This is a genomic window from Singulisphaera rosea, from assembly GCF_054877945.1.
Genome location: NZ_JBTYIP020000013.1, coordinates 143,040 through 162,934 on the forward strand (window position 1 = coordinate 143,040; position 19,895 = coordinate 162,934).

At 67.8% G+C, this 19,895-nt stretch carries 12 protein-coding genes; 2 read left to right on the forward strand and 10 right to left on the reverse strand.

The genetic code is table 11. From position 1 onward, the window contains the following. Positions 1–15 precede the first annotated feature (15 nt). Complete coding sequence (locus ACYOEI_RS21790) at positions 16–3,378, reverse strand: protein kinase domain-containing protein (RefSeq protein WP_462851681.1); 3,363 nt, start codon at positions 3,376–3,378, stop codon at positions 16–18. Between the two features lie 359 nt (positions 3,379–3,737). Between ACYOEI_RS21790 and ACYOEI_RS21795 the strand changes: the two genes are divergently transcribed. After that, on the forward strand, positions 3,738–5,627 hold the full coding sequence (locus ACYOEI_RS21795; protein ID WP_462851682.1) for an RNA polymerase sigma factor: 1,890 nt from the start codon (positions 3,738–3,740) through the stop codon (positions 5,625–5,627). Between the two features lie 11 nt (positions 5,628–5,638). On the opposite strand, the gene ACYOEI_RS21800 is transcribed toward ACYOEI_RS21795, so the two are convergent. From ACYOEI_RS21800 to ACYOEI_RS21840, 9 genes are all read right to left on the reverse strand, one after another. Beyond that, entirely contained in the window at positions 5,639–6,883 is a 1,245-nt protein-coding gene (locus ACYOEI_RS21800; protein ID WP_462851683.1) for a tetratricopeptide repeat protein, read from the reverse strand. 29 nt (positions 6,884–6,912) lie between these two features. Continuing rightward, positions 6,913–7,407 carry a hypothetical protein gene (locus ACYOEI_RS21805; protein WP_462851684.1) on the reverse strand — a complete coding sequence of 165 codons (495 nt, stop codon included), beginning with the start codon at positions 7,405–7,407 and terminating at the stop codon, positions 6,913–6,915. Positions 7,408–7,503: 96 nt separating this feature from the next. Beyond that, positions 7,504–8,556, reverse strand: coding sequence for a DUF1559 family PulG-like putative transporter (locus ACYOEI_RS21810; protein WP_462851685.1), 1,053 nt, complete (start codon positions 8,554–8,556; stop codon positions 7,504–7,506). A 138-nt stretch (positions 8,557–8,694) separates the two neighbouring features. Continuing rightward, complete coding sequence (locus ACYOEI_RS21815; RefSeq protein ID WP_462851686.1) at positions 8,695–9,411, reverse strand: hypothetical protein; 717 nt, start codon at positions 9,409–9,411, stop codon at positions 8,695–8,697. A 434-nt stretch (positions 9,412–9,845) separates the two neighbouring features. Then, positions 9,846–12,011 (reverse strand): glycoside hydrolase family 32 protein, encoded by a 2,166-nt coding sequence (locus ACYOEI_RS21820; protein WP_462851687.1) that lies wholly within the window; start codon positions 12,009–12,011, stop codon positions 9,846–9,848. 18 nt (positions 12,012–12,029) lie between these two features. After that, positions 12,030–13,103, reverse strand: coding sequence for a carbohydrate kinase family protein (locus tag ACYOEI_RS21825; protein WP_462851688.1), 1,074 nt, complete (start codon positions 13,101–13,103; stop codon positions 12,030–12,032). Between the two features lie 438 nt (positions 13,104–13,541). Then, a complete protein-coding gene (locus ACYOEI_RS21830) occupies positions 13,542–15,287 on the reverse strand; it encodes a hypothetical protein (RefSeq protein WP_462851689.1) in 1,746 nt (581 codons plus the stop codon). A gap of 2 nt (positions 15,288–15,289) precedes the next feature. Then, positions 15,290–15,829 (reverse strand): RNA polymerase sigma factor, encoded by a 540-nt coding sequence (locus tag ACYOEI_RS21835; protein WP_462851690.1) that lies wholly within the window; start codon positions 15,827–15,829, stop codon positions 15,290–15,292. 303 nt (positions 15,830–16,132) lie between these two features. Then, positions 16,133–17,767: a hypothetical protein gene (locus ACYOEI_RS21840; protein ID WP_462851691.1), complete on the reverse strand. Its 1,635-nt coding sequence runs from the start codon at positions 17,765–17,767 to the stop codon at positions 16,133–16,135. A 196-nt stretch (positions 17,768–17,963) separates the two neighbouring features. On the opposite strand from ACYOEI_RS21840, the gene ACYOEI_RS21845 reads away from it, so the two are divergent. Beyond that, a complete protein-coding gene (locus ACYOEI_RS21845; RefSeq protein ID WP_462851692.1) occupies positions 17,964–19,844 on the forward strand; it encodes a glycosyltransferase family 39 protein in 1,881 nt (626 codons plus the stop codon). Positions 19,845–19,895 lie beyond the last annotated feature (51 nt).

Genomic DNA, 19,895 nt, shown 5'->3' on the forward strand with positions numbered 1-19,895 from the left:
TATCAATTTAGCAATCTATTGCCGCCGGGCGGGCTCCCGGGGCTGGAAAGGCGCCGCGTCCCACACCTTCGCCATCCCGTCATTGCCGCCGGTCACGATCCGCGAGCCATCGGGGCTGAACGTTGCCGAGTTGACGCCGTAGGGGTGCGCCTGGAGGGTGAGGAGTTCCGCTCCACTCCGCGCGTCCCACAGCTTCGCCGCATCGTCATCGATGGTCACCACACGTGTGCCGTCCGGGCTGAACGACGCCCATCCGACATAACTGGTGTGCCCCGTGAGAGTGAAGAGCTCGGTCCCACTCCACGCGTCCCAGACCTTCGCCGTCCTGTCCCAACCCCCGCCCGTCACAATCCGTGACCCGTCCGGGCTGAAGGACGCGAAGGTGACCTGAATGGTGTGTCCTTTGAGGGTCAGGAGCTCCGCTCCACTCCGCGCATCCCAGACCTTCGCCATCTTGTCCCGGCTCGCGGTCAGGATTCGCGCACCATCGGGGCTGAACGACACCGACTCGACATGACCGTCGTGCCCCTTGAGCGTGAGGAGCTTGGCGCCGGTTTTTGCGTCCCAGACCTTCGCCATCATATCACCACTCGCGGTGACGACCCGCAAGCCGTCGGGGCTGAATGTCGCCGACTCGACCTGACCAGTCTGCCCCTCGAGGGTCAGGAGCTCGGAGCCATTTCGGACGTCCCAGACTTTCGCCGTCCCGTCGCGACTCGCGGTCACGATTCGCGACCCGTCCGGGCTGAACGCGGCCGACTCGACGTGACCGGTGTGCCCGTGGAGAGTGAGGAGCTCCGCACCACTCTGGGCATCCCAGACCTTCGCCGTGTGGTCCCAACTCGCGGTAACGACCCGTGCACTGTCGGGGCTGAACGACGCCGAAGCCACGACGCGGCGGTTGTGCCCTTCGAGAATCCGGACCTCGGTGCCGCTCCGGGCATCCCAGACCTTCGCCGTCTTGTCGGCGCTCCCGGTAATGATCCGAGCTCCGTCGGGGCTGAATGACGCCGACCAGACGCTCGCAGTGTGCCCTTTGAGGGTCAAGAGCTCGGCGCCGGTCTTCGCGTCCCAGACCTTCGCCGTCGCATCGCCCGAGGCGGTAAGGACCCGCGAGCCGTCGGGGCTGAACGACGCCGCATAGAGGTGTCCCGCGCGCTCCCCGAGCGTGAGGAGTTCGGCTCCGGTCCCGGCGTCCCACATCTTCGTCCTCCCGTCCCGACTCGCGGTGACGATCCGGGAGCCGTCAGGGCTGAACGACGCGGCATAGACGTAATCGAGATGCCCCTTGAGCGTGAGGAGCTTAGCGCCGGTCTTCACGTCCCAGACCTTCGCCGTCGCGTCGTCGGAGCCGGTGAGGATCCGCGAACCATCAGGGCTGAACGAGGCCCACGCGAATTCGAAGGTATGGACGTCGAGAGAGAGGAGCGCAACGCCGGTCTTGGCGTCCCATACCTTCACGGTCCCGTCCCGACTCGCGGTCAGGACCCGCGACCCATCGGGACTGATCGACGCCGACCAAATACTCGACGTGTGTCCCTTGAGGGTCAGGAGCTCTGCTCCACTCCGCGCATCCCAGATCTTCGCCGTCCCGTCCGAACTCCCGGTGACGACCCGCGTACCGTCGGGGCTGAATGACGCGGCCCTGACCTCGGCGACATGCCCCTTGAGGGCAACGACCTCGGCACCGGTTCGTCCGTCCCAGATCTTCGCGGTGGCGTCACCCGATGCGGTGAGGAGCCGCGAACCGTCGGGGCTGAATGTCGCCGAAAAGACGGCCTCGGTGTGCCCATTGAGGGTGAGCAGGTCGGAATGGCAGAGGCGGTGGACGTACCGCCATTCCCAGCCACGGAGGTCGGCCCGGGTGTTGCCGAGCAAGGTCAAGGCGGCAGCGACCTTGTTATTTCGCCACTTCTGGTGGGCCACCTCGATGGTCCGCCCGTATTCGACGACGGCCAGTTGCTCCCGAGCTTTCGTCTCCGCGTCCCGGGCGATGACCGCCTCGCGCCGCGCGGTGTCCGCGGAAGCCCTCTCGCGCTCCGCGGCGCGCCATTGCCAGAGGGCTGTCCCCCCCAATCCGCCGAGCAGCACCACCAGCGACCCGAGCAGGTACGCGGCGGCCAGCGTCGGCTTCCGCCGGGCCCATTTGGCCCCCCTCTCGAGCACGCCGGGTGCCCGTACGCTCACCGGCTCGCCGGCGACGAACCGGCTCAGGTCTTCGGCCAGCGCGCTTGCGGTGGGGTACCGCTCGGTCGGGTCCTTCTCCAGGCACTTCAGGCAGATCACCTCCAGGTCCCGCGCGACCTTGGGGTTGATCCGCGACGGCGGCGCCGGAGGCTCCCGACGTACCAGGTCCAGAGTCTCCAGGACCGTCTCGCCACCGAACGGCGCCCCGCCGGTCAAGAGGGTATACAGGACCGCCCCCAGCCCATAGACGTCGCTCAGGGTCGTCACCAGCCGACGCTTGCCCCAGGCCTGCTCGGGCGCCATATAGGCCGGCGTGCCGACGACGGCCCCGGAGAGCGTCAGGTCCTCTTCGGCTTCGACCCGCTTGGCCAGGCCGAAGTCGGTGACGTGGGGCCGGCCCAGCTCGTCCAGGAGGATGTTGGACGGCTTGAGGTCGCGGTGGAGGATGCCACGCTGATGCGCGTGGTGGATGGCCTCGGCGACGGCGACCATCAGCCGGGCGGCCGCCTTGGGGTCGGACCTGAAGTGGCCGAGTGACGCTTGAAGCGATGGGCCGACGACGAGCTTCATCGAGAAGTAGCGCTGGCCGTCGTGCTCGCCCACCTCGTAGACGGGGACGATGTGGGGATGGTCGAGCCGGGCGACCGCCTCCGCCTCGTTGCGGAATCGGCGGACCTCGTCGTCGGAGGCCAACGCGACCGTTCGGATCATCTTGAGCGCGACCGGCCGGTTGAGGCGGATCTGGCGTGCCTTGTAGACGACCCCCATGCCGCCTCGGCCGATCTCGGCCTGGATCTCGTAGTCGCCGAGGGAGCGGACGAACGTGCCGGACGGCTGGTCGCCGTCGACTCCGGGTTCGCTGCCGGTCCCGACGTATCCAATCGTCGTCGAACCGGAGGGTCCGTTCTCGGAGTCGGTCCGGGTGTGCTCGGAGCTGAAAACGGCCTGAGTCACCTCAGAATCCGGGGGAAACTGGAGCGTATACTCCTCGGAGCCTGGCTCCTCGCCCTCCTGCCGGCGCAGCTCACTCTCGACGCGGAGCAACTCCTCGAGCAGGTGGGGCCGCGATTCCGGATCGGCCTCGGCGAGATAGTCCTCGAGGCGAGGCCTTAGCCCGGCCTTCCAGGCCCGTCCGAAGCGATCGGCGATGCCGTTGATCCGCGACCAGGCGGCGGTGGGGATCTCAGCCATGCTCCTCCCGACTTGTTGAAGCGGGGCCGAATCCTATCTACGGGCCGTCCGTCGATTATCCCACGCACTCAACGGCGGCATAACCCCCGGACATCTCCGGCGGGGAAGAATTCTCGCGGAATCTCTCCGTTTGACTCGAGGGAGATTCCCCACAAAGACAGAAATGAGCTCCGAAGGATGCTCGTCCTCTCAAGAATGGTCCCTCCCTTTGTGTCTTCGTGCCTTTGTGGGGAAGAAATCCTCCGGCGAGAGCCCGGTCAGGAGGCAGAATCCGTGACGGCCGCTGAAAAACTTGGGGCGTTCCGCCGGCGCAGCGGGCACTCTCCCTGGAAGTCGGACAAAGACGAGGAGATTGGGTCATGGCCGGTGGATCGTCGCCGACCGTCTTGAAAGACCTCGCGACCCTGTATCGAAGCGGCACGGTCGCCGGCCTGTCGGACGGTCAACTGCTCGAACGATTCGTCAACGGCCCCGAAGAGGCCGCCGAAGGGGCATTCGCGGCGTTATTGGGCCGTCACGGGGCGATGGTCAGGCGGACCTGCCGGCAGATCCTGGGCAACCCCCACGACGCCGAGGACGCGTCGCAGGCTACGTTCCTGGTGCTCGCACGCAAGGCCGAATCGATCCGGAAGTCGGGTTCGGTCGCCGGCTGGCTGCACGGCGTCGCGTCTCGCGTGGCGGCCCGGGCGAAGGTCGACGCCGCCCGGCAGCGGGCGAGGGAACGCCGGGGCGCGGGGGCCTCGCCGAGACTCGACGCTCCCGAAAGACCTCCCGAATCCTGGCCGGAGCTCCACGAGGAGCTCGGCCGACTCCCCGAGAAGTTCCGCCTGGCGATCGTCCTCTGCCACTTCGAGGGGCTGAGCCACGAGCAAGCGGCCCAGCGGATCGGATGCCCGCCCCGGACCGTCCAGAGCCGCCTGGCGCGGGGCCGAGAGCGACTCCGCGCCCGCCTCGTCCGACGAGGCCTGGGACCGGCCGCCGCCCTCCTGGCCAATGCCCTGGCCCCGGAGTCGACCTCGGCGGCCGTCACGGATCTTTGGGCAGAGGCCACGGTGAAGGCGGCGGTCCGCCAGGCAGCGGGCGCGACCTCGACCGCCTCAGTCTCGGTCTCGGTCTCGGTCTCGGCGACGGTCGCTGCACTCTCCGAAGGAGTCTTGAGGACCATGATGCTCGAGAAACTGAAGTCGGCCGCAGCCGGCGCGGCATTGCTCGGCCTCCTCGCGTGCGGCATCGGAGTGGCCGCGCGATCCGCGCCCCCGGGACCTGCGGCCTCGCCGTCCCCCTCGAAACACGATCGGCGCGACAACCCTTACCAGGCGAAGACCCCCGACGGCACGACGGTCGAAGTCGTCGGAATCTCGACCCACCCCTCGGGCCCGAAGACCTGGTGGACGCCCGACGGCTCGCCCCTCGACGAGGCGCCCGTCGACCCCTCGGAGCCCCGCCCGTTCCGGGCCAACGACGGCACCGCCCGAGAGGTCCTGGTCCGAATCACAGGCTTGCCCGAAGGCGCCACCCTCAAGTGGTCACCATCGCACAACGGACGATCCTGGGGCGTTACGGCGAAGAAGGGGGGCCGGCACGTGCCCGGGCTGGAGATGTACGTCGCCTCGTTCACACCCACGGACTTAGGGACTTTCGCGGTCCAGGTTCGCGTCTCCGCCGGCCCATGGACGACCGAGCAATCCGACGTCGGCACCGGAGGCCGTTCTTATGTTCACAACGACAAGAAATATTATTTCGGCAAAGCCCGCGCTTATCGAGGCGGGACCACGATCGCGGTCGCCCAAAACATTGTCGGCCGCGATTCCCGCGTCGTGGCGGTCGACCGCGACGACACGGTGCATCCTCCCGTCTACTCGTCCGGAGCCGGGGGCGAGATCCTCAGCCTCCTCGACGTCGAGTTCCAGGTGCCGCCGGACCAAATCCGCGAGTATCGAGTCCAGTCCCGTCCGTTTGAGGTGGTGGAGATCAAAGACATCCCCCTCGATCCTCGCCCGAGAGACGTGTCGAGAAAACTCGGCCGACCGCAAGCGGAGCCCCGGCCGCTCGCCAAAGGGGGCCGGTTCGAGGACGTCTACCTGCTCTACCAGCCCTACGCCCTCCAAAGCCAGCCGCCGTTCGGCACCCGGGACGCGACCTCCTGGGCCCTGGGCGTGACGACCTCCCTGCCGGTGTTCAACCGCAATCAGGGCCAGTCCCGGAGCAGCCGACACGACATCGACCGCACCGCACCAGGCACCCGTTGATCTCGGATTCGTCAGCGCGCGTCCAGGACGTTCAGGCCGACCTTCGCCTCGGCGTGCTTGGGGTCGCAGGCCAAGGCCGCCCGATACCAGAAGGCGGCCAGTTTGGGTTTGCCCAACCGGACGCAGACCTGCCCGAGCCGGCAGCGGACATCGGGGTCGTCGGGATGGTCGTTGGCCTGCGTGTTGAGGTCGGCCATCTCGGCCGTCTGCCGGTTGATCTCCGTAGACCGGGCCAGGTCGCGGTCGGATTCGTCGACCCGGCCGAGGTCCCTGAGGATCAGCCCGCGCAGGTAAAGGGCCTGGGCGTTGTTCGGGTCGCCGGCCAAGGCGAGGTCGATGGACTCGAGCGCGACGGCCGGCCGGCCCTGCGACCGGGACATCAGGGCATGCTGTGAACGCAGGCCGGAGTGGGACGGAAAAACGTCCACCGCAGCGTCCAACAGCGTCCAAGCTCTCCTCTGTTCGCCTTGTCCGCGGAGAGATTGGACTTCCAGGTCGAGACGGTCGCCCTCGGCGACCTTTCCTTGACACGCCGCGAGGGGTCGGGCAGCGTCGGCGAACCGGCCCAGCTTCACCAGGGTCTTGGCCAGGTCGAGGTGGACCTGGGGTTGATCGGGGGCGGATCGGAGCGAGGCCTCGAAGGCCTCACGCGCGGGGGTCAGCTCGTTCTCCTCCAGGTAGAGGGTCCCGAGGGTCCTCCAGGCACGGGCGTCGCCGGGCTCCCGACGGGTGACAACCCGGAGCGTAGCGACGGCCGACTTCCAGTCGCCCAGGTCGTACGACGCCGCCGCCAGCCAACGCCTGGCCTCGAGGTCGTCGGGACGGCGCTTGAGGACGCGGCGGAACCAGGCGATCGCGAGCTTCGGGTCCTTCGCGGCGTAGAGGGTCCGGCCCTTCCAGAAGTCGGCGTCGACCGCCCAGGGGCCCGAGGGGTCGACCCGGTCGATGGGGGCGATCGCCTCGCGGGGCCTCTGGCGCTCGAGCGCCACCCTGGCCCGGAGGAGCAGGGCGGGGTCCCGGGTCGAGGCGACCGACTCGGGGAGCGGCAGCCAGGCGAGCGCCCCTTCGGGGTCGCCCGAGTCGAGCTGACGACGCGCCTCGGCCAGATATCGCTCCGGCCGGCCCCTCCACCACGCGAACGACCCGGCTCCCAGCAGGGTCGCCGCCAGGAGCAGGGCCAACCCACTCAGGATCTCGATTCGCCGCGACGTCGGCCGAATGATCTGGGCCGGGCCGACGGACTCGGGGGTCGACATCGTTCGGATCCGCCCCGGCCCTCAAGGGCCTAATCGTCCAGGTTGATGTTGTATTCCTGCTGGCCCGGCGCGACCTTGCATCGGAGCTTGGTCAGGTTCGGGTTGGAGAACTTCTTGGGGATCAGCGATTTCATGAAAACGTAAGACAGCGTACCGTCCGGCCCTCGCGTGCGGATCTGCTCGTTGTCCTTGGGGTTCGGCTTCGCGGTGCGGACGGTCTCGACCGCCTTGACCGTCACGAGATGCTCGCCGACGAGCGCCCCGTCGCCGTCGTCGAAGGTCGTCAGGCGATATGACCCGTCCTTGCCGATGACGCCGGTGGCGAGCTGGCCGGTCCTGGCCTCGGACTCCAGGAGCGGGCTGAACACGACCATGCCCGTCCCGAGCGGCTTTCCTTGATAGGTGACCGTCCCGGCGACCTTCCCCATCGGCGGGATGTCGGTACGCCCTCCACATCCGTGGAACAGGGCCGCCGCGACGGCCGCCAGGAGTGCGAGGGAGCTGGGGGGAATACTTCTCGGCATCGACGCTCGGTCCTCAAAGGGGGAGGGACCGCCCCCCTCAACGCGCGAGGACGGGCGGCCCCGGAGAACAGGAAGGGCGGGGGAGGGATCGACCGATCAATACTGGTCGGCGCTGACGATCTCACCCTGGTTCCGGGTGCTGATGTTCCGCCAGGTGACCCGATTGATCGTCTCCTTGATCGCGACGACGTGGCCGTCGGCGAAGAGCATCTGGCAGACGCCCGGGTGGGCGCTCCGGAAGCCGAAGCCGACGAGCCAGTTGCCGCTGCTGTGGAAGAAGGCGGGGTCGATCGCGGTGGCGTCGTCGACCGTCTTGTGGTCGGTGATCTTCCAGTTGATCGGCACCATGCTCCCCGAGACGGTCCCGTTGGGGTTGGCCCAGGTGAAGAAGTCGCACGACTCGTAGAGCGACTCGCCGGCGATGAACGTGTTGCTCAGGCCGTCCGTGGCGTCTCGGATCGAGGTCGTGTCGCCGTAGCGGTTCATGAAGCCGGTGAGCGATCCGCCGCTGCCGTAGTTGTTGCCGCGGAGGAAGGGCTGGTTCGGCCAGGAGAAGGCGTTGGTGTCCGCGTCGGTGTAGTAATTATCGCCCCAGCTCCCCTGGTAGCTGAGCTTCGGGCCGGAGTTGCCGGTGTCGCCGACGCCCGCGTCCTGTCGGGGGATGTTCGAGAATGTCGGGCCCGGGTCGGTCGGGCACATGAAGGCATTGATCACCGACATCAAGGCGGTGGCGTTCATCCGCCCCACGGTGTTCTCGTCGCCCGGCGCGAGCGTCTGGCCCCCCGCGCCTCGGATCCCGACCATGAAGTTCGCGGCGTTGTAGACGTTGGTCTGCTCCATGTAGGGCAGGATCATCGTCATCCAGCTATGCCGCTCGACCCCGTTCGAGCCGGCGGCCTTCCGCCAGAACGAGCTGGGGAACGCCCCCACGCTGTCGTGGTAGTTGTGGAGGGCGAGCCCGATCTGCTTCAGGTTGTTGGAGCACTGGGCCCGCCGGGCGGCCTCGCGGGCGGCCTGGACGGCCGGGAGCAGCAGGGCGATCAGCACGGCGATGATCGAGATGACCACCAGGAGCTCGATCAGGGTGAAACCCCGAAAGGCGCGCGGGCCGCGGCCGACTCGGAGGTCTCGGGGGGAAGCGAGATTCATAATTCTTTCCATATCACGATTCATGAAAATTCCGATGCCACGCCGCCTAAGCGGCGTCCGAAGGCACCGGCACGGATCGTAAACGACCTTGTCAGCAATCACAAATGAATAAACAAAGAATCTTTCTTCTCCAATGCTTTACCGGGGGCTCACGCCTTCGACACGACCGGCCGGAGCGGGAGGCTCCTGGTAGGGCGGGCCGGCGATCGTCCCCTCGAAATACTCGACGATCAGCGGGCGGGACGAACGGAAGGGATCGAGCTGCTCGCGAGTCCGGGCGTGGATCACGCGGTTGCGCCTCTCGCGGATCTCGGCGACCTCGATCGCGATGAAGTCGTCGAAGACCGCCGAGAATGCCTTGTGGAACTCCGGGTGGAACGGCTTCGACTTGTCGACCGCCGCGAGGTCGCGCTTGAGCCCGTCGATCGCGGCCCGGAAATCCTTCCCCGTCTTCTCGCTCCACCGTCGGATCGTCTCGCGGAAGTGGTCGTCCTCCTCCTTCGCATCAATCTCGGGAAAATGGCGGACGGCCTCGGCACCGGCACCTGCGGCCGGCTTCGCGTCCCCTTGCAGGTGGGCGGCGACCCGGTCCATCTTGGCGAGGAGGTCCTCGTCGTAGTGATAGACGATCGGATGATAGCGGCTCGAGGCGTCGTCGATGATCTGCCCGAGCTCGCCCTTGAGCTTTCCGAAAGCCTCGGGGTCGGAGTCGACCGCCGCACGCTCCGCGAGCGTTGCCGACGACACCGGAGCCGAGGCTGGCGGCGGCCCCGGCTTCTCGCATCCCGACAAGGCCGAAAGCACCCAGACTGCCGCCAACACCAATCCCCACGCCGACCGAGCACACTCGACCATCTCGACCTCCCCAGCATCACCGGGCGCCATTCGCCCGCCGAAGACCTCGACTCGGTCTCTCCCTTCGAGGGCCCGATCCCTCGTCGACGGCGAGGTGGCGGATCAGGTCCCTCCGCAAAGGGTCGGTCAAGATACCCAAAAGCAAACCGTCCTGTCCTCCCCCTGTCACCCCCGAGGCCAAGGCAACACCCGAACAAGATTCCACGGAATTCCCAGCAGTCCAACCACTTACAACACACATGACCGTATTCACGTAAATTTATTTCACTTCAAACTTTCACGGTTCGCTCAAAACTCGATCGGCCGGAGAGATCTCGTTCCGAAAACATCCCGTCAAGAAAGGAAACCAGGCCGAAACACGCGGGGCCATCGCCCAACTTATGGACGATGGCCCCGGAGAATGCGGCGGTTCCGAGAAGATGCACCCTGCTTGCTTACCGGGCGGATCGGCCCCCCCAGATCGACTTCAGGGCATGGACATCGAGTGTCGTGAACCGGACGGGTTCCCCTTCGCGTCGCACGGAGACAGTCAGGGCCTCGGGCTTCGCGATCACGGGCATGGGGACGTAGGTCAGGCCGTCGCCGACGAAGACCTCGATGGACGTCCGGTCGGTGTAGAGGGCCAGCCGGACCTTGCCGTCTCGCGTCGGCGCGGGGGCCTTGTGCCCGTTCACCTCGATCTCGCGCGACTTGGCGAGGTAGGCGACCGGGATGCCCCGGACGTCGAACCGAACATCGCCGTCCTCGGGGGCCTCGAACTCGGCGCGGACCTCGAGCAACTCGCCTCGGACGGCATCGAGCGACTTCGGCGTCTTCGGGTCGAGGGTCAGCGGCCCGAAGTTGTGCGACTGGGCGCGGAGCGCCTCGAGCTCTTTCGCGGGCTGCCAGGCGAGCCGCGGACCTTCGGGCGTGGAGCGCAAGGTCAGCTCAAGAGGGAGCGACATGCACTGGTTGAACGACATCCCCGGTGAGGGCGCCTGGAGCCAGCCGAACTGGAGGCGGCGGCCGTCCGAGACGGGGACGTCGCTGTAGGTCTGGGCCGCGTAGAACCCCCGCCCGCGCTGGCCGGGGAGCTTCGGCGTCTCGGGGGTGAACCGCTTGCCGTCGAACGCGCCGAGCATGTAACCGCTGTCGGCTGCGGTCAGTACCCAGAGCGTCCGGGCGGGGTCGCCGTCGACCCGGAGGGGGAAGAGGTCCGGGCACTCGAAGAAGCCGTCGATCGCACTCTCGTCCTTCCAGTGGATCGCGTCGGTCGAGCTGAGGAACTGGATCGTGTGCTTGCCACCGCGCTCGACGTAGAGCGTCATCACCCAGCGCCCGGTCGGCTCGTGCCAGAGGACCTTGGGGTCGCGGTTGCCCGGCGTATACTGCCCGACGATCGGGTTCCCGTCATACTTGACCACCGTCTTGCCGCCGTCCGTGCTCGAGGCGAGGCACTGGACGGTCGGGTTCCCGGCCGCCGTGTAGAAGAGCAGGAGGGGGGCCGCTCCCCCGCGTCCCAGGCCGCTGGTGTTCTTCCAATCGACCACGGCGCTCCCGGAGAACATCGGGCCGAACGAGTCCGGATAAAGCGCCTCGCCGCGCTCGTCCCAGTGGACGAGGTCTCGGCTGACCGCGTGCCCCCAGTGCATGTTCCCCCAGTCCCACCCGTACGGGTTGTGCTGGAAGTACAGGTGATACTCCCCGTTCAGGTAGACGAGCCCGTTCGGGTCGTTGGTCCAGCCGCGCAGCGGCGAGAAATGCAACTGCGGCCGGAGCGGCTCGCGGTAGAGGTCCTCGGTGCCTCGGATCGAGTCGCCTTGCTCCAGGCTGGCGAGGAGATTCGAGTCCTCGGGGACGCGGGACACCCGGACGACCAGGGGACGTCCCCGCCATGCGGAGATATCCAGATAAGCCCACCACTCGGGAGCTCCTTCGGCCAGCTCGACCGAGAACGTCTGCTCCTCGCGTCCCCCTGCGCTAACAGTGACCGTCCTCTTCGGTGCCCCCCGACGGACGGGGATGTGCAGGTATCGGCCCCGGGCGACGAGCTCGCGGGACGCGGTCCCGAGCACCCCCGAGGCCTTCTTGTCGGAGAGAACAATCTGGTCGACGTTGATATGACCCCAGCCCCCGGTCGCCCGGTCGACGACCTGGACCTTGGCGGTCTTGCCCGCGAGGTCGGCGACGTCCCAGGACATCGTCACGAGCTCTTCGCTGCCGCCGGGCTCGGTGTTCGGGCCGACGGCCGTCCGGACGACCTTGCCGTCAACGAGGAGGTTAACGCAGGTCGTCCCCGCGAAGCCGCCCCCACCGATCAGACCGTTGATGTAGCGCCGATCGACCCGGAACTCGGGGGACGTGAGCGTGCCCGTCGTGGTATCGCCGCCGTGGAAGCTGTTCACCAGGCGATTCCCGCGGAACCCGCCGACCGCCATCTGCCCGGGGAGTGCGCCCGACGCCGGCCCCTCCCCGAAAGCGGTCCCATCCGCCTGCCAGGGGGCATACGACGTCGACTCGAAGTCCGCGAACACGACGTCGGGACGATCTTCGGCCCGGGCGGTCGAGACGACCAGCAGCCCCAAGCACGAGAGCATCCCGAAGGATCTTGCATATCTCATGAGACAACCTTCAACGATTCAGGTGAGGAGAAACTCGGGCGAGGCCGGGGGCGCTTCCAACCCCTCGGCGATGCTCCGGACGATCGAAGGAGCGAGCGGCGGGGTCCCCCCGGACCTCGAACAGACATAAGCGCCGACGGCGTTGGCCCAGGCGTTGATGAGGTCGAGGGGCCGTCCTGCGAGCCAGCCGAGGGTCAGGGCCGCCGTAAATGCGTCACCCGCGCCGACCGTGTCGGCGAGCTCGACCGAGAAGCCCGGATGCTCGCTCCACCGGCCCCCGCCGAACAGCAAACTCCCGCCCGCCCCTCGCGTCACGGCCACCAAACGCAGCGCAAACCGTCGGGCCATCTCCTCGACCTGCTCGCGCACCGTCCCGCCAAGCCCGAACCATTCGGCCAGGCGCTCGAGCTCCAGGTCGTTGACCTTGACCACATTCGCCAGCGCGAGCGACTCCTCGACCACCTCCGGCGAGTCATACGGCGGCCGGAGGTTGACGTCGAAGATCCGCAGGGCCTCCGGCGGCGAAGCCATGACTAGCGCGCGGATCGTCGCATGCGAGACCGGCGACCGCTGGGCGAGGCTCCCGAAGCAAATCGCGTCGACGTCGCGGACAGCCTCGAGCGCCGACCCGTCGAGGGCGATCCGATCCCAGGCGACCCCTTCGTGGATGACGTACGTCGGCTGCCCGTCGTCCGAGAGCGACACCGAGACCGTCCCCGTCGGCCGCTCCGAATCAACCTGGATCGTATCCAAGTCCAGCCCGTGCTCCCCCAGCCACTCGAGCAGCTCCTTCCCCCGCGCATCGTCCCCGACCCGCGTCACCAGCCGGGCCTCCGCCCCCAGCCCCCGACAATGAATCGCATAATTCGCCGGCGCCCCCCCCGGCTGGGCCCCCCCCGGCAGGAGGTCCCACAACAGCTCCCCCAAGGCCAAGATCCGAGGCCCCATAAGTTCAAACCCCCATCCCACACGCTCGTCGACCGCACCGCCACGCCCCTCGGCGCGCGGTCGAATCGTCCCCTCACGACCTTGCCCGCCCCGATCGTGGAAATGCAGCCCGACGACCCCGCAACTGGGCAGCCGAGGGCCCATCGTCCCTCGCCGAACACCCGCGAAGCCGTGAAGCAAAAGGAGTCAGCCCCGGCCGTTGCCCTGCAACGCCGGCCACAACCCTGCGTCGACGCAAAAACGTCGGGACCGTGATTATCGGCCACCCGTCGCGAAAAGCAAACATCCTGGCAGGAATTGAAACCGAGACGGATCTCGTTCCCACTGGGCTATGGAAGCAAGATGTGAGCCTCTGGCGATTTTGGAGCGCGGCGAGCGAAGGTCCATGGAACTTGATGAGAATACGTCGGGCCTGACGTACGTCGAAATTGACGTACGTCAGGCCCGACGTATTTCGGCTTGGACTCGAAGGACAGATTTCGGAGGCGAGCCCGTTAGCGGCATTGTTGGGAGGAGAGCCGAGGCGGCCGCCGGTCCAGGGCCCCGCTATGAAGTTAAGGTCGGGGAGATCGAAGTCCCCGGTCATTCGATCCGACCCGGGGTCGGTGGTTCGAAGAACGAGTCGTCGAGCTTCACGTCGAAGTCGACGTACATGTGATAGACCTGGTCGAACGACTTACCGTCCTTGTCGCGACTGGCCCTTTTGAGGCGGACCTTGGTCGCGTACCAGACGCCCTGGGGCGAGCGGGCGGTCTCTTCGATGGTGTGGTTGCTGATGATGGTTTCCTTGCCGTTGTCGTCGCGCATGGCCATCTCCCAGCGGACGATGATGTCGTCGCGTTGGGGATCGAGCCAGTAGCGGTAGCCGTCGGGGATCCCGATCCCCTTGTCGTTCACTCGGTTCTCCTTCGAGGTATGGCCGATGCTCAGGAGGAAGCAGCCGGGGGGGCCTTCGGCGGGGTGCAGGTCGAGTCGGGGCTCGAGATGCTGGTGGCCGAGGCCCAGGGGGGGGCGGCAGGTGAACTCCGGACGCATCACGTACTCCGACGGAAAGGTCTCGCCGGGCGCGAAGCTGAACCGGGTTTCCTGGACCGACTCGATCTCCTGATGCGGAGAGCCGTCGGCATCCTTGACCATCTTCGTGTTCGAGGAGTAGAGGATCGAGTCGCGGAGCACGTACTGGGTGTAGAATCGGTAGGATTTCGTGCGCTCGAACCACCATTTGCGAAGGTCTTCACCGTCGGCGGGCTTCTGGAGCTTCGACTCGTCGCCGATCGAGCCGCTCACGTAATCCGCGCGAAACTTGTTCCCCTTGCGGTAGAAGACGATCGGCGTGTCCCTCCACCACTGATAATCAAGCCCCTCGATGTGCTGGACGAAGACGGTGCGGTAGTTGTCCATGCGTTCCCGGCCGGCCTGGAGCGTCTTCCAGACCCGGTCGAGGTCGCCCGCCGGCACGCGGTCGACGAGCTTGGCCGTCTTCGGCACTCCCAGGGCATAGAGATCCACGGGGCCGGTCTCGGGATAGTCGTAGCGGGTCTCCAAGCTTGAGGACTTGCCGTCGCGCCGTTGTTCGATGCGAGACAGTTGCGGCAGTTTGGTGGCGGCGTCGACCCGGAACAGCATCCCGAGCGGTTGGTCCATGTCGGGGTACTTGACCGTCAGGTGATAGTCGAGCCAGGTGTGCGCCGGCTCGACAACCTTCTCCACACGCTGGTCGAGCACCTTCATCGCACCTCGGCCGGGGCCGAGGAAGCGGAGATTGGCGAGTGGCTTATCGGGCGGGTTCTCGCCCCGGAGGAGGACCTTCAACGACTCGGCCATGGAGTCGAACCGATTGGCCTGGGACCGCCAGACGATCGGCCCGCGGTAGACCACGCCCTCCTCAGGGTTGTAGGAGTGGTAGACCTCGACCCGGAAGTCGTCGAACTCGATCGACCCCGGCCCCCGCGTCGCCGAAATATCCCTCGAGGGCGAATACCAGAATTCCGACACACGTTGATCCGAATCGATGCTCCTCGAGTGGACCCAGGGCTGCGCGAGCATGGCGCCGGCGACCTCGGCCAGGCTCGTCCGGGGCCGCACGAGAACGCCGACGACCACCACAAGCACGACGGCCGCGGCACACCCGAGGCCAGCCCTCCGCCAGGTCGGGCGTGCCCAAGGTCGGGGACGGGTGTTGGAGATCGGCTCCACCGCGGCCTCGAGCCGAGCCCGGAAGCCGGCCAGTTGAGATCGCAGGCGTCGTTCCACCTCGGGGGGGACCGCCGAGGGCAGGACGCCCTTGCGGATCGGCTCGTCGAGCATGTCGTCGTCCGAATGGCTCATGATCAAGTCCTCGTGTTTCGGTGGGGTTCGTGCTTCGACAACGCAATTCGTAGGTGTCCCCGGGCGCGTTCCAGGTGCTTCCGGACCGTCGCCTCGGAGCAGTTCATCGCCGCGGCGACCTGCTCGTAGGCCAGCCCTTCGAGCACGCGCAACGTGAAGGCCAGGGTCTGGCTCCGACAGAGCCGATTGACGGCCGCGAGGATCTCGCGGGAGAGCTCCTCCTGGACGAGTTCTTCCCAAGGGGACCGTGCCCCGTCGACGAGCCGGTCGGCGGGATCCTCCGAGTCGTGGTGATCGCGGCGTCGGTGGCGAGACCGGCGTCGCACGACGTCGCACGCGGCGTCGACGCACATCCTCAGGACGAGCGCCTGGGGGGCCGCATGCCGCCCGATCCGACCCCGGCGCGTCCAGATCGCCACGAGCGCGTCCTGCATCGCGTCCTCGGCGTCCTGGGCGTTCCGCGTGACCCTCCAGATCGAGCGGATCATGCGATCCTCGATCGGCGCGACGATCGTTTCGTAGACGAAGTCGGGGCGAGACATCGGCGATTTCGACCTCGGATGGGGACGACCGGTTCGTGAATCCCATATCCTCACGGGCCAGTAGTAACCGCAGCAACCGGCCGGCTTGTGGACAGGAAAATCGAGACTCATCGCGGACGACCAACCGGCCCTGTCCGGTCGGCCTCGCCGGGAGATCTCTTCACCACAAAGACACAAAGACACAAAGCAATCACAGAAGAAGCTCGAGAGGGATTCATCCTCTCGAAATCCTCCCTTTGTGCCTTCGTGCCTTTGTGGTGAAGAGATCTCCCGACGAGAATTCAGCGACGAGTGTCCCAACGGTCAGCGCCGGGTGACGGCCTCGATGCGATAGCGGCCGTCGGGGGTGCGGAAGACGAGGCGTAGGACGAGACTCGGGTCGGCGGCGAGGGCGGCGGCCTGGCGTTCTTCGATGCCGGCGGGATCTTCGGCGAGGTCGCGGATCAGGAGATAGAAGGGACGCCCGCGGCACTCGGTCATCCAGAGCAGGAGCCGGTCCCGACGCCCGAATCGGCCGACCAGCACGTCATCGTCTTCCACCAGGGGGACGGCCTGACGGCCGGTGTCGAGGAAGACGGTCTCCGGCCAACCCGCGGCGACGACGGCATCAGGCTCGAGATTCGTCCGCACGTGCTCGAGGGCAGGGGCAAGGCTTTCGAGGTTTGCGGAGCCTCGCCGATGCGTCCCGCCCGAGCGCGCGACCATCACCGATCGGATCGCGACGCTCAGGCTCCCCGCAAATGCCAGGGCCAGCGCAAGTGCCGTCAGCCGGCGACGGGACCAACGCCCGGCCCCCAAGCGTCGGGCGAAGTCCCCTACCCCCACGCCGAACGCCAGCAAGGTCATCGGGAAGAGGCCGAGGAGGAACCGGTCAAGCAGCATCGTCCAGGGCCAGACGGCGAAAATCGCCAGCGTCCCCCCGACGTGGAGCCAGGTCGGCCGGTCGCGACGCCGGCTGGCCCGTGCGAGTCGTAAGGCCCCGAGGACCACCAGGGCGGAGACGCCGATCCGGACGGCGAACGCGGCCGAAGGATACGCAGACGCGAGGCGGCCGACCGGGGCCGTATACGCCAGGTTGGGCAGCACGACATCGCTCGGGAACCGGAGCGCCATCGCCCGGGTGCTCTCTCCGAGGATCCTGAGCCCCGAGGCGACCGAAGACCACCCGGCGCGAAGCTCGAGGGTATAGTCGCCCGAAGGGACCCGACGCTCGTGCCGCTCGAAACCGGCCGAAGCGGGTAGGAGGATCGTCGCCAACCCGGCCACGCAACACGCCAATCGCACCGGACGCCTCGGCCCGAGCGCCGACGCCGCGAGCGAGGCGATCACCAGCGTGATGCCATTGCTTCGAAGGAGGATCGCCGCCCCCGCGAGCAACCCGTCGCCGAAGGCCCGTCGCAAAGGATCTCGGACCCGACCCGGGGCCGCCCAGCGCATCAGGAGGAGGTAGCTGACGGCACAGAAGGGCAGGTCGGCGAAGATCGTGCTCGCACAGCCGACGAGAGCGACGTGGTGGAAGAGGGTCGCCAGGACGATCAAGGCCGAGAGACAAGGGGCGAGCCGGAGACGTCTGAGCCAGGCGAACGCGGCGAGGGCGAACACCCAGCCGGAGGCGAGAACCACCCCACGAGCCACGGCGACATCCCGCGCCAGCGTCGCCTCGCCAGGCGCGAGCCGGAGCGCCAGCGCGATCGCCGCCGGGAGTCCGACGGGATACTTGGGAGGGGGCGAGCCGGGACGGCTCGACAGACCATAACCTTCGCCGTCGCGCAGGGCTTGCGCCGAGGCGAGGTAGATCCCGTCGTCGAGCACCAGCCCGATTCGGCCGGCGTCGAGGTTCAGGGCGCAGGCCGTCCAGGCCGGGAGCCCGACGATGAGGAAGGCCAACGCGGCCCGACCGCCCCTCGGCCGAGGCCGGCCCTGGTCGTTCGGCATCATTTGCGTCCGTGCTCCTCGTGCGCCGGTTAAGGTGCGGCCGGCGCGCCCTGGACCCCAAACGCCGGAGCAGGGGGGGGACGGGCCCGGCTTCCATTGCAACCTCGTCTCCCCCGATCCGGCGCGTTATGGTAAGGTCGGCCTTGTCGGTCAGGGAAGGGAACTTGACTTGCAACCGCATTTTGAAGGATGGGGTGGCATGGAGCCAAGGCTGGCCGCGAGGCCGCGAGGCGACATTCGGACCAGGCTCGAGGGGACGGTCACCCCGGCCCGCCCTCTGCTCCGACCGGCTCCTCGGTCGGCGATGTTCTTTCCGCTCGTCGTGCTGGTCGCGGTCCTGCCGGGCCTCTACGGGCTGACCAGTTGGGACCTGACGCCCCCCGGCCCCTGGTGGGGGCTCCGCGGGCTCGCGGTGCTCGACGGTCTGGTCGTCGACCAGGTCCCGGCGGTTGAAGACGTGAAGTCGGGGCCGGAAGCCTGGGCGTTCCGCAGGGTGGCGATGCAACCCCCGCTCTACGCCTGGCTCGAGGCGATCGGGATGGCCTTGAGCCCCGACCGCGACCCCCGCGCCAGCGTCCTGCCCAGCTACGTGGCGGGGGCGTTGGTGGTCGTCCTCGTCTACCTCCACGGCCGGCTCTGGCACGGGCCGGGCCTTGGCCTCGTCGCGGCGATCCTGATCGGGTTCAACCGCAACCTCTTGATCCAGATGCAGCAGGCGACGCCCACAACCCTGGGCCTCGCGGGGACGTTGGCGGCCTTGCTCTGCTACGGCCGGCACCTCCGCGCCGATTCCGAGTCGACGCGCCTCTGGGGATGGGGGGGATCGGCCTCCTGGGCGGTGGCGGGGGGACTCGCGCTCGGCCTGGCGTTGATGTCGGTGGGGGCCTTCGGGCTGATGACCCTCCCGGTGATCCTGCTCCACCAGGCCTACCTCCGCGCCGGCTCGCCCCCGGGCGAGCGGGCCTCGCGGTGGTGGCTCGCCTGGCGGACCAACCCGAGCCTGGCGGCCGGTGCGTTCGCGTTGATGATCGCGGTGGTGGTCGCCGCCCCCTGGCACGCCCGGATCTTCAACGCCTACGGATACGAGGCCGTCTCGGCGCTCTTCGCGCCCTTCGACCCGAGGGATCAGGATCCTCGGGGGCTCCTCAGCCGCCTGATCAACCTGGCGCCGGCGACCCTGCCCCTGGGGCTCTACGCCGCCGTCCGTGCGATCCGTCTGGCCCTGACCGACGAGAACAACGACCCGCAGGTCGTCGGCGGGGTCTTCTGGGTGATGTGGCTGGCCACCGCGATGCTGGCCCCGACGCTCCTGCCGAGCGGCCCCCGGCCGGGGATCGGGCTGTTCCTGCTCGTGCCGTTGAACCTCCTGGCCGCCCGGGCAATCTCGGACCTGGCCTCGCGCCGGATCCCGATTCGGACCCTGACGTGGCTCGCCCCGGCGACGGCCGTCTCGATCGCCTGGCAACTCAGCACGACCTTGCAGAACGCCGTCACCGACCTCATGCACCGCCGGGCCGACTCGAACACCGTGCTGGGCCTCCACCTCGCGCTCGACCTGCTCGTGATCGCGATCGTATTCACCCGAGGGCTCGACCGCTGGGCGCGTCGTCGCGACGACCGCCAGCGCCAGGTCCTGGGGGGCTACCTCGCCGCCGTCCTGAGCGTCACCGTGGCCGCGGGGGCCCACGAGGTCTGGTTCCGCCACGACGAGACCAACGACCTGTTGATGCTCCGCTCGATGATCCTCCGCCGCGACCGCGAGCGTCCGTTCGACATGGTGGCCGTCGTCAGCCCCGACCCGTTCCGCTCTCCCGACGAAGGCCCGCCCCCCGGCGGCCGGCTCCGATTCATCCTCCGCTCGGCGCTACCGCACCTGCCGCAGCGCGACCTCGCCACCACCGAGGAGCTCATCGGCCTCCGCGAGGGCCAACAGCGGCTCGTCGTCCTCGTCGGCAGCAGCCAGCGGCTCTCCTACGGCGACCAGTCCCGCCTCGGACTCGAAGCCATCCACCCCGGCCGCTCCGGCGTCCTCGACGCCTTCGCGACCGCCAACGTCCTGTCCGACAAGCGCCCCCACTGAGATCAGCCACGGATGGGACGCAGGCCGGAGAAACCAAGTCGATCCACACAT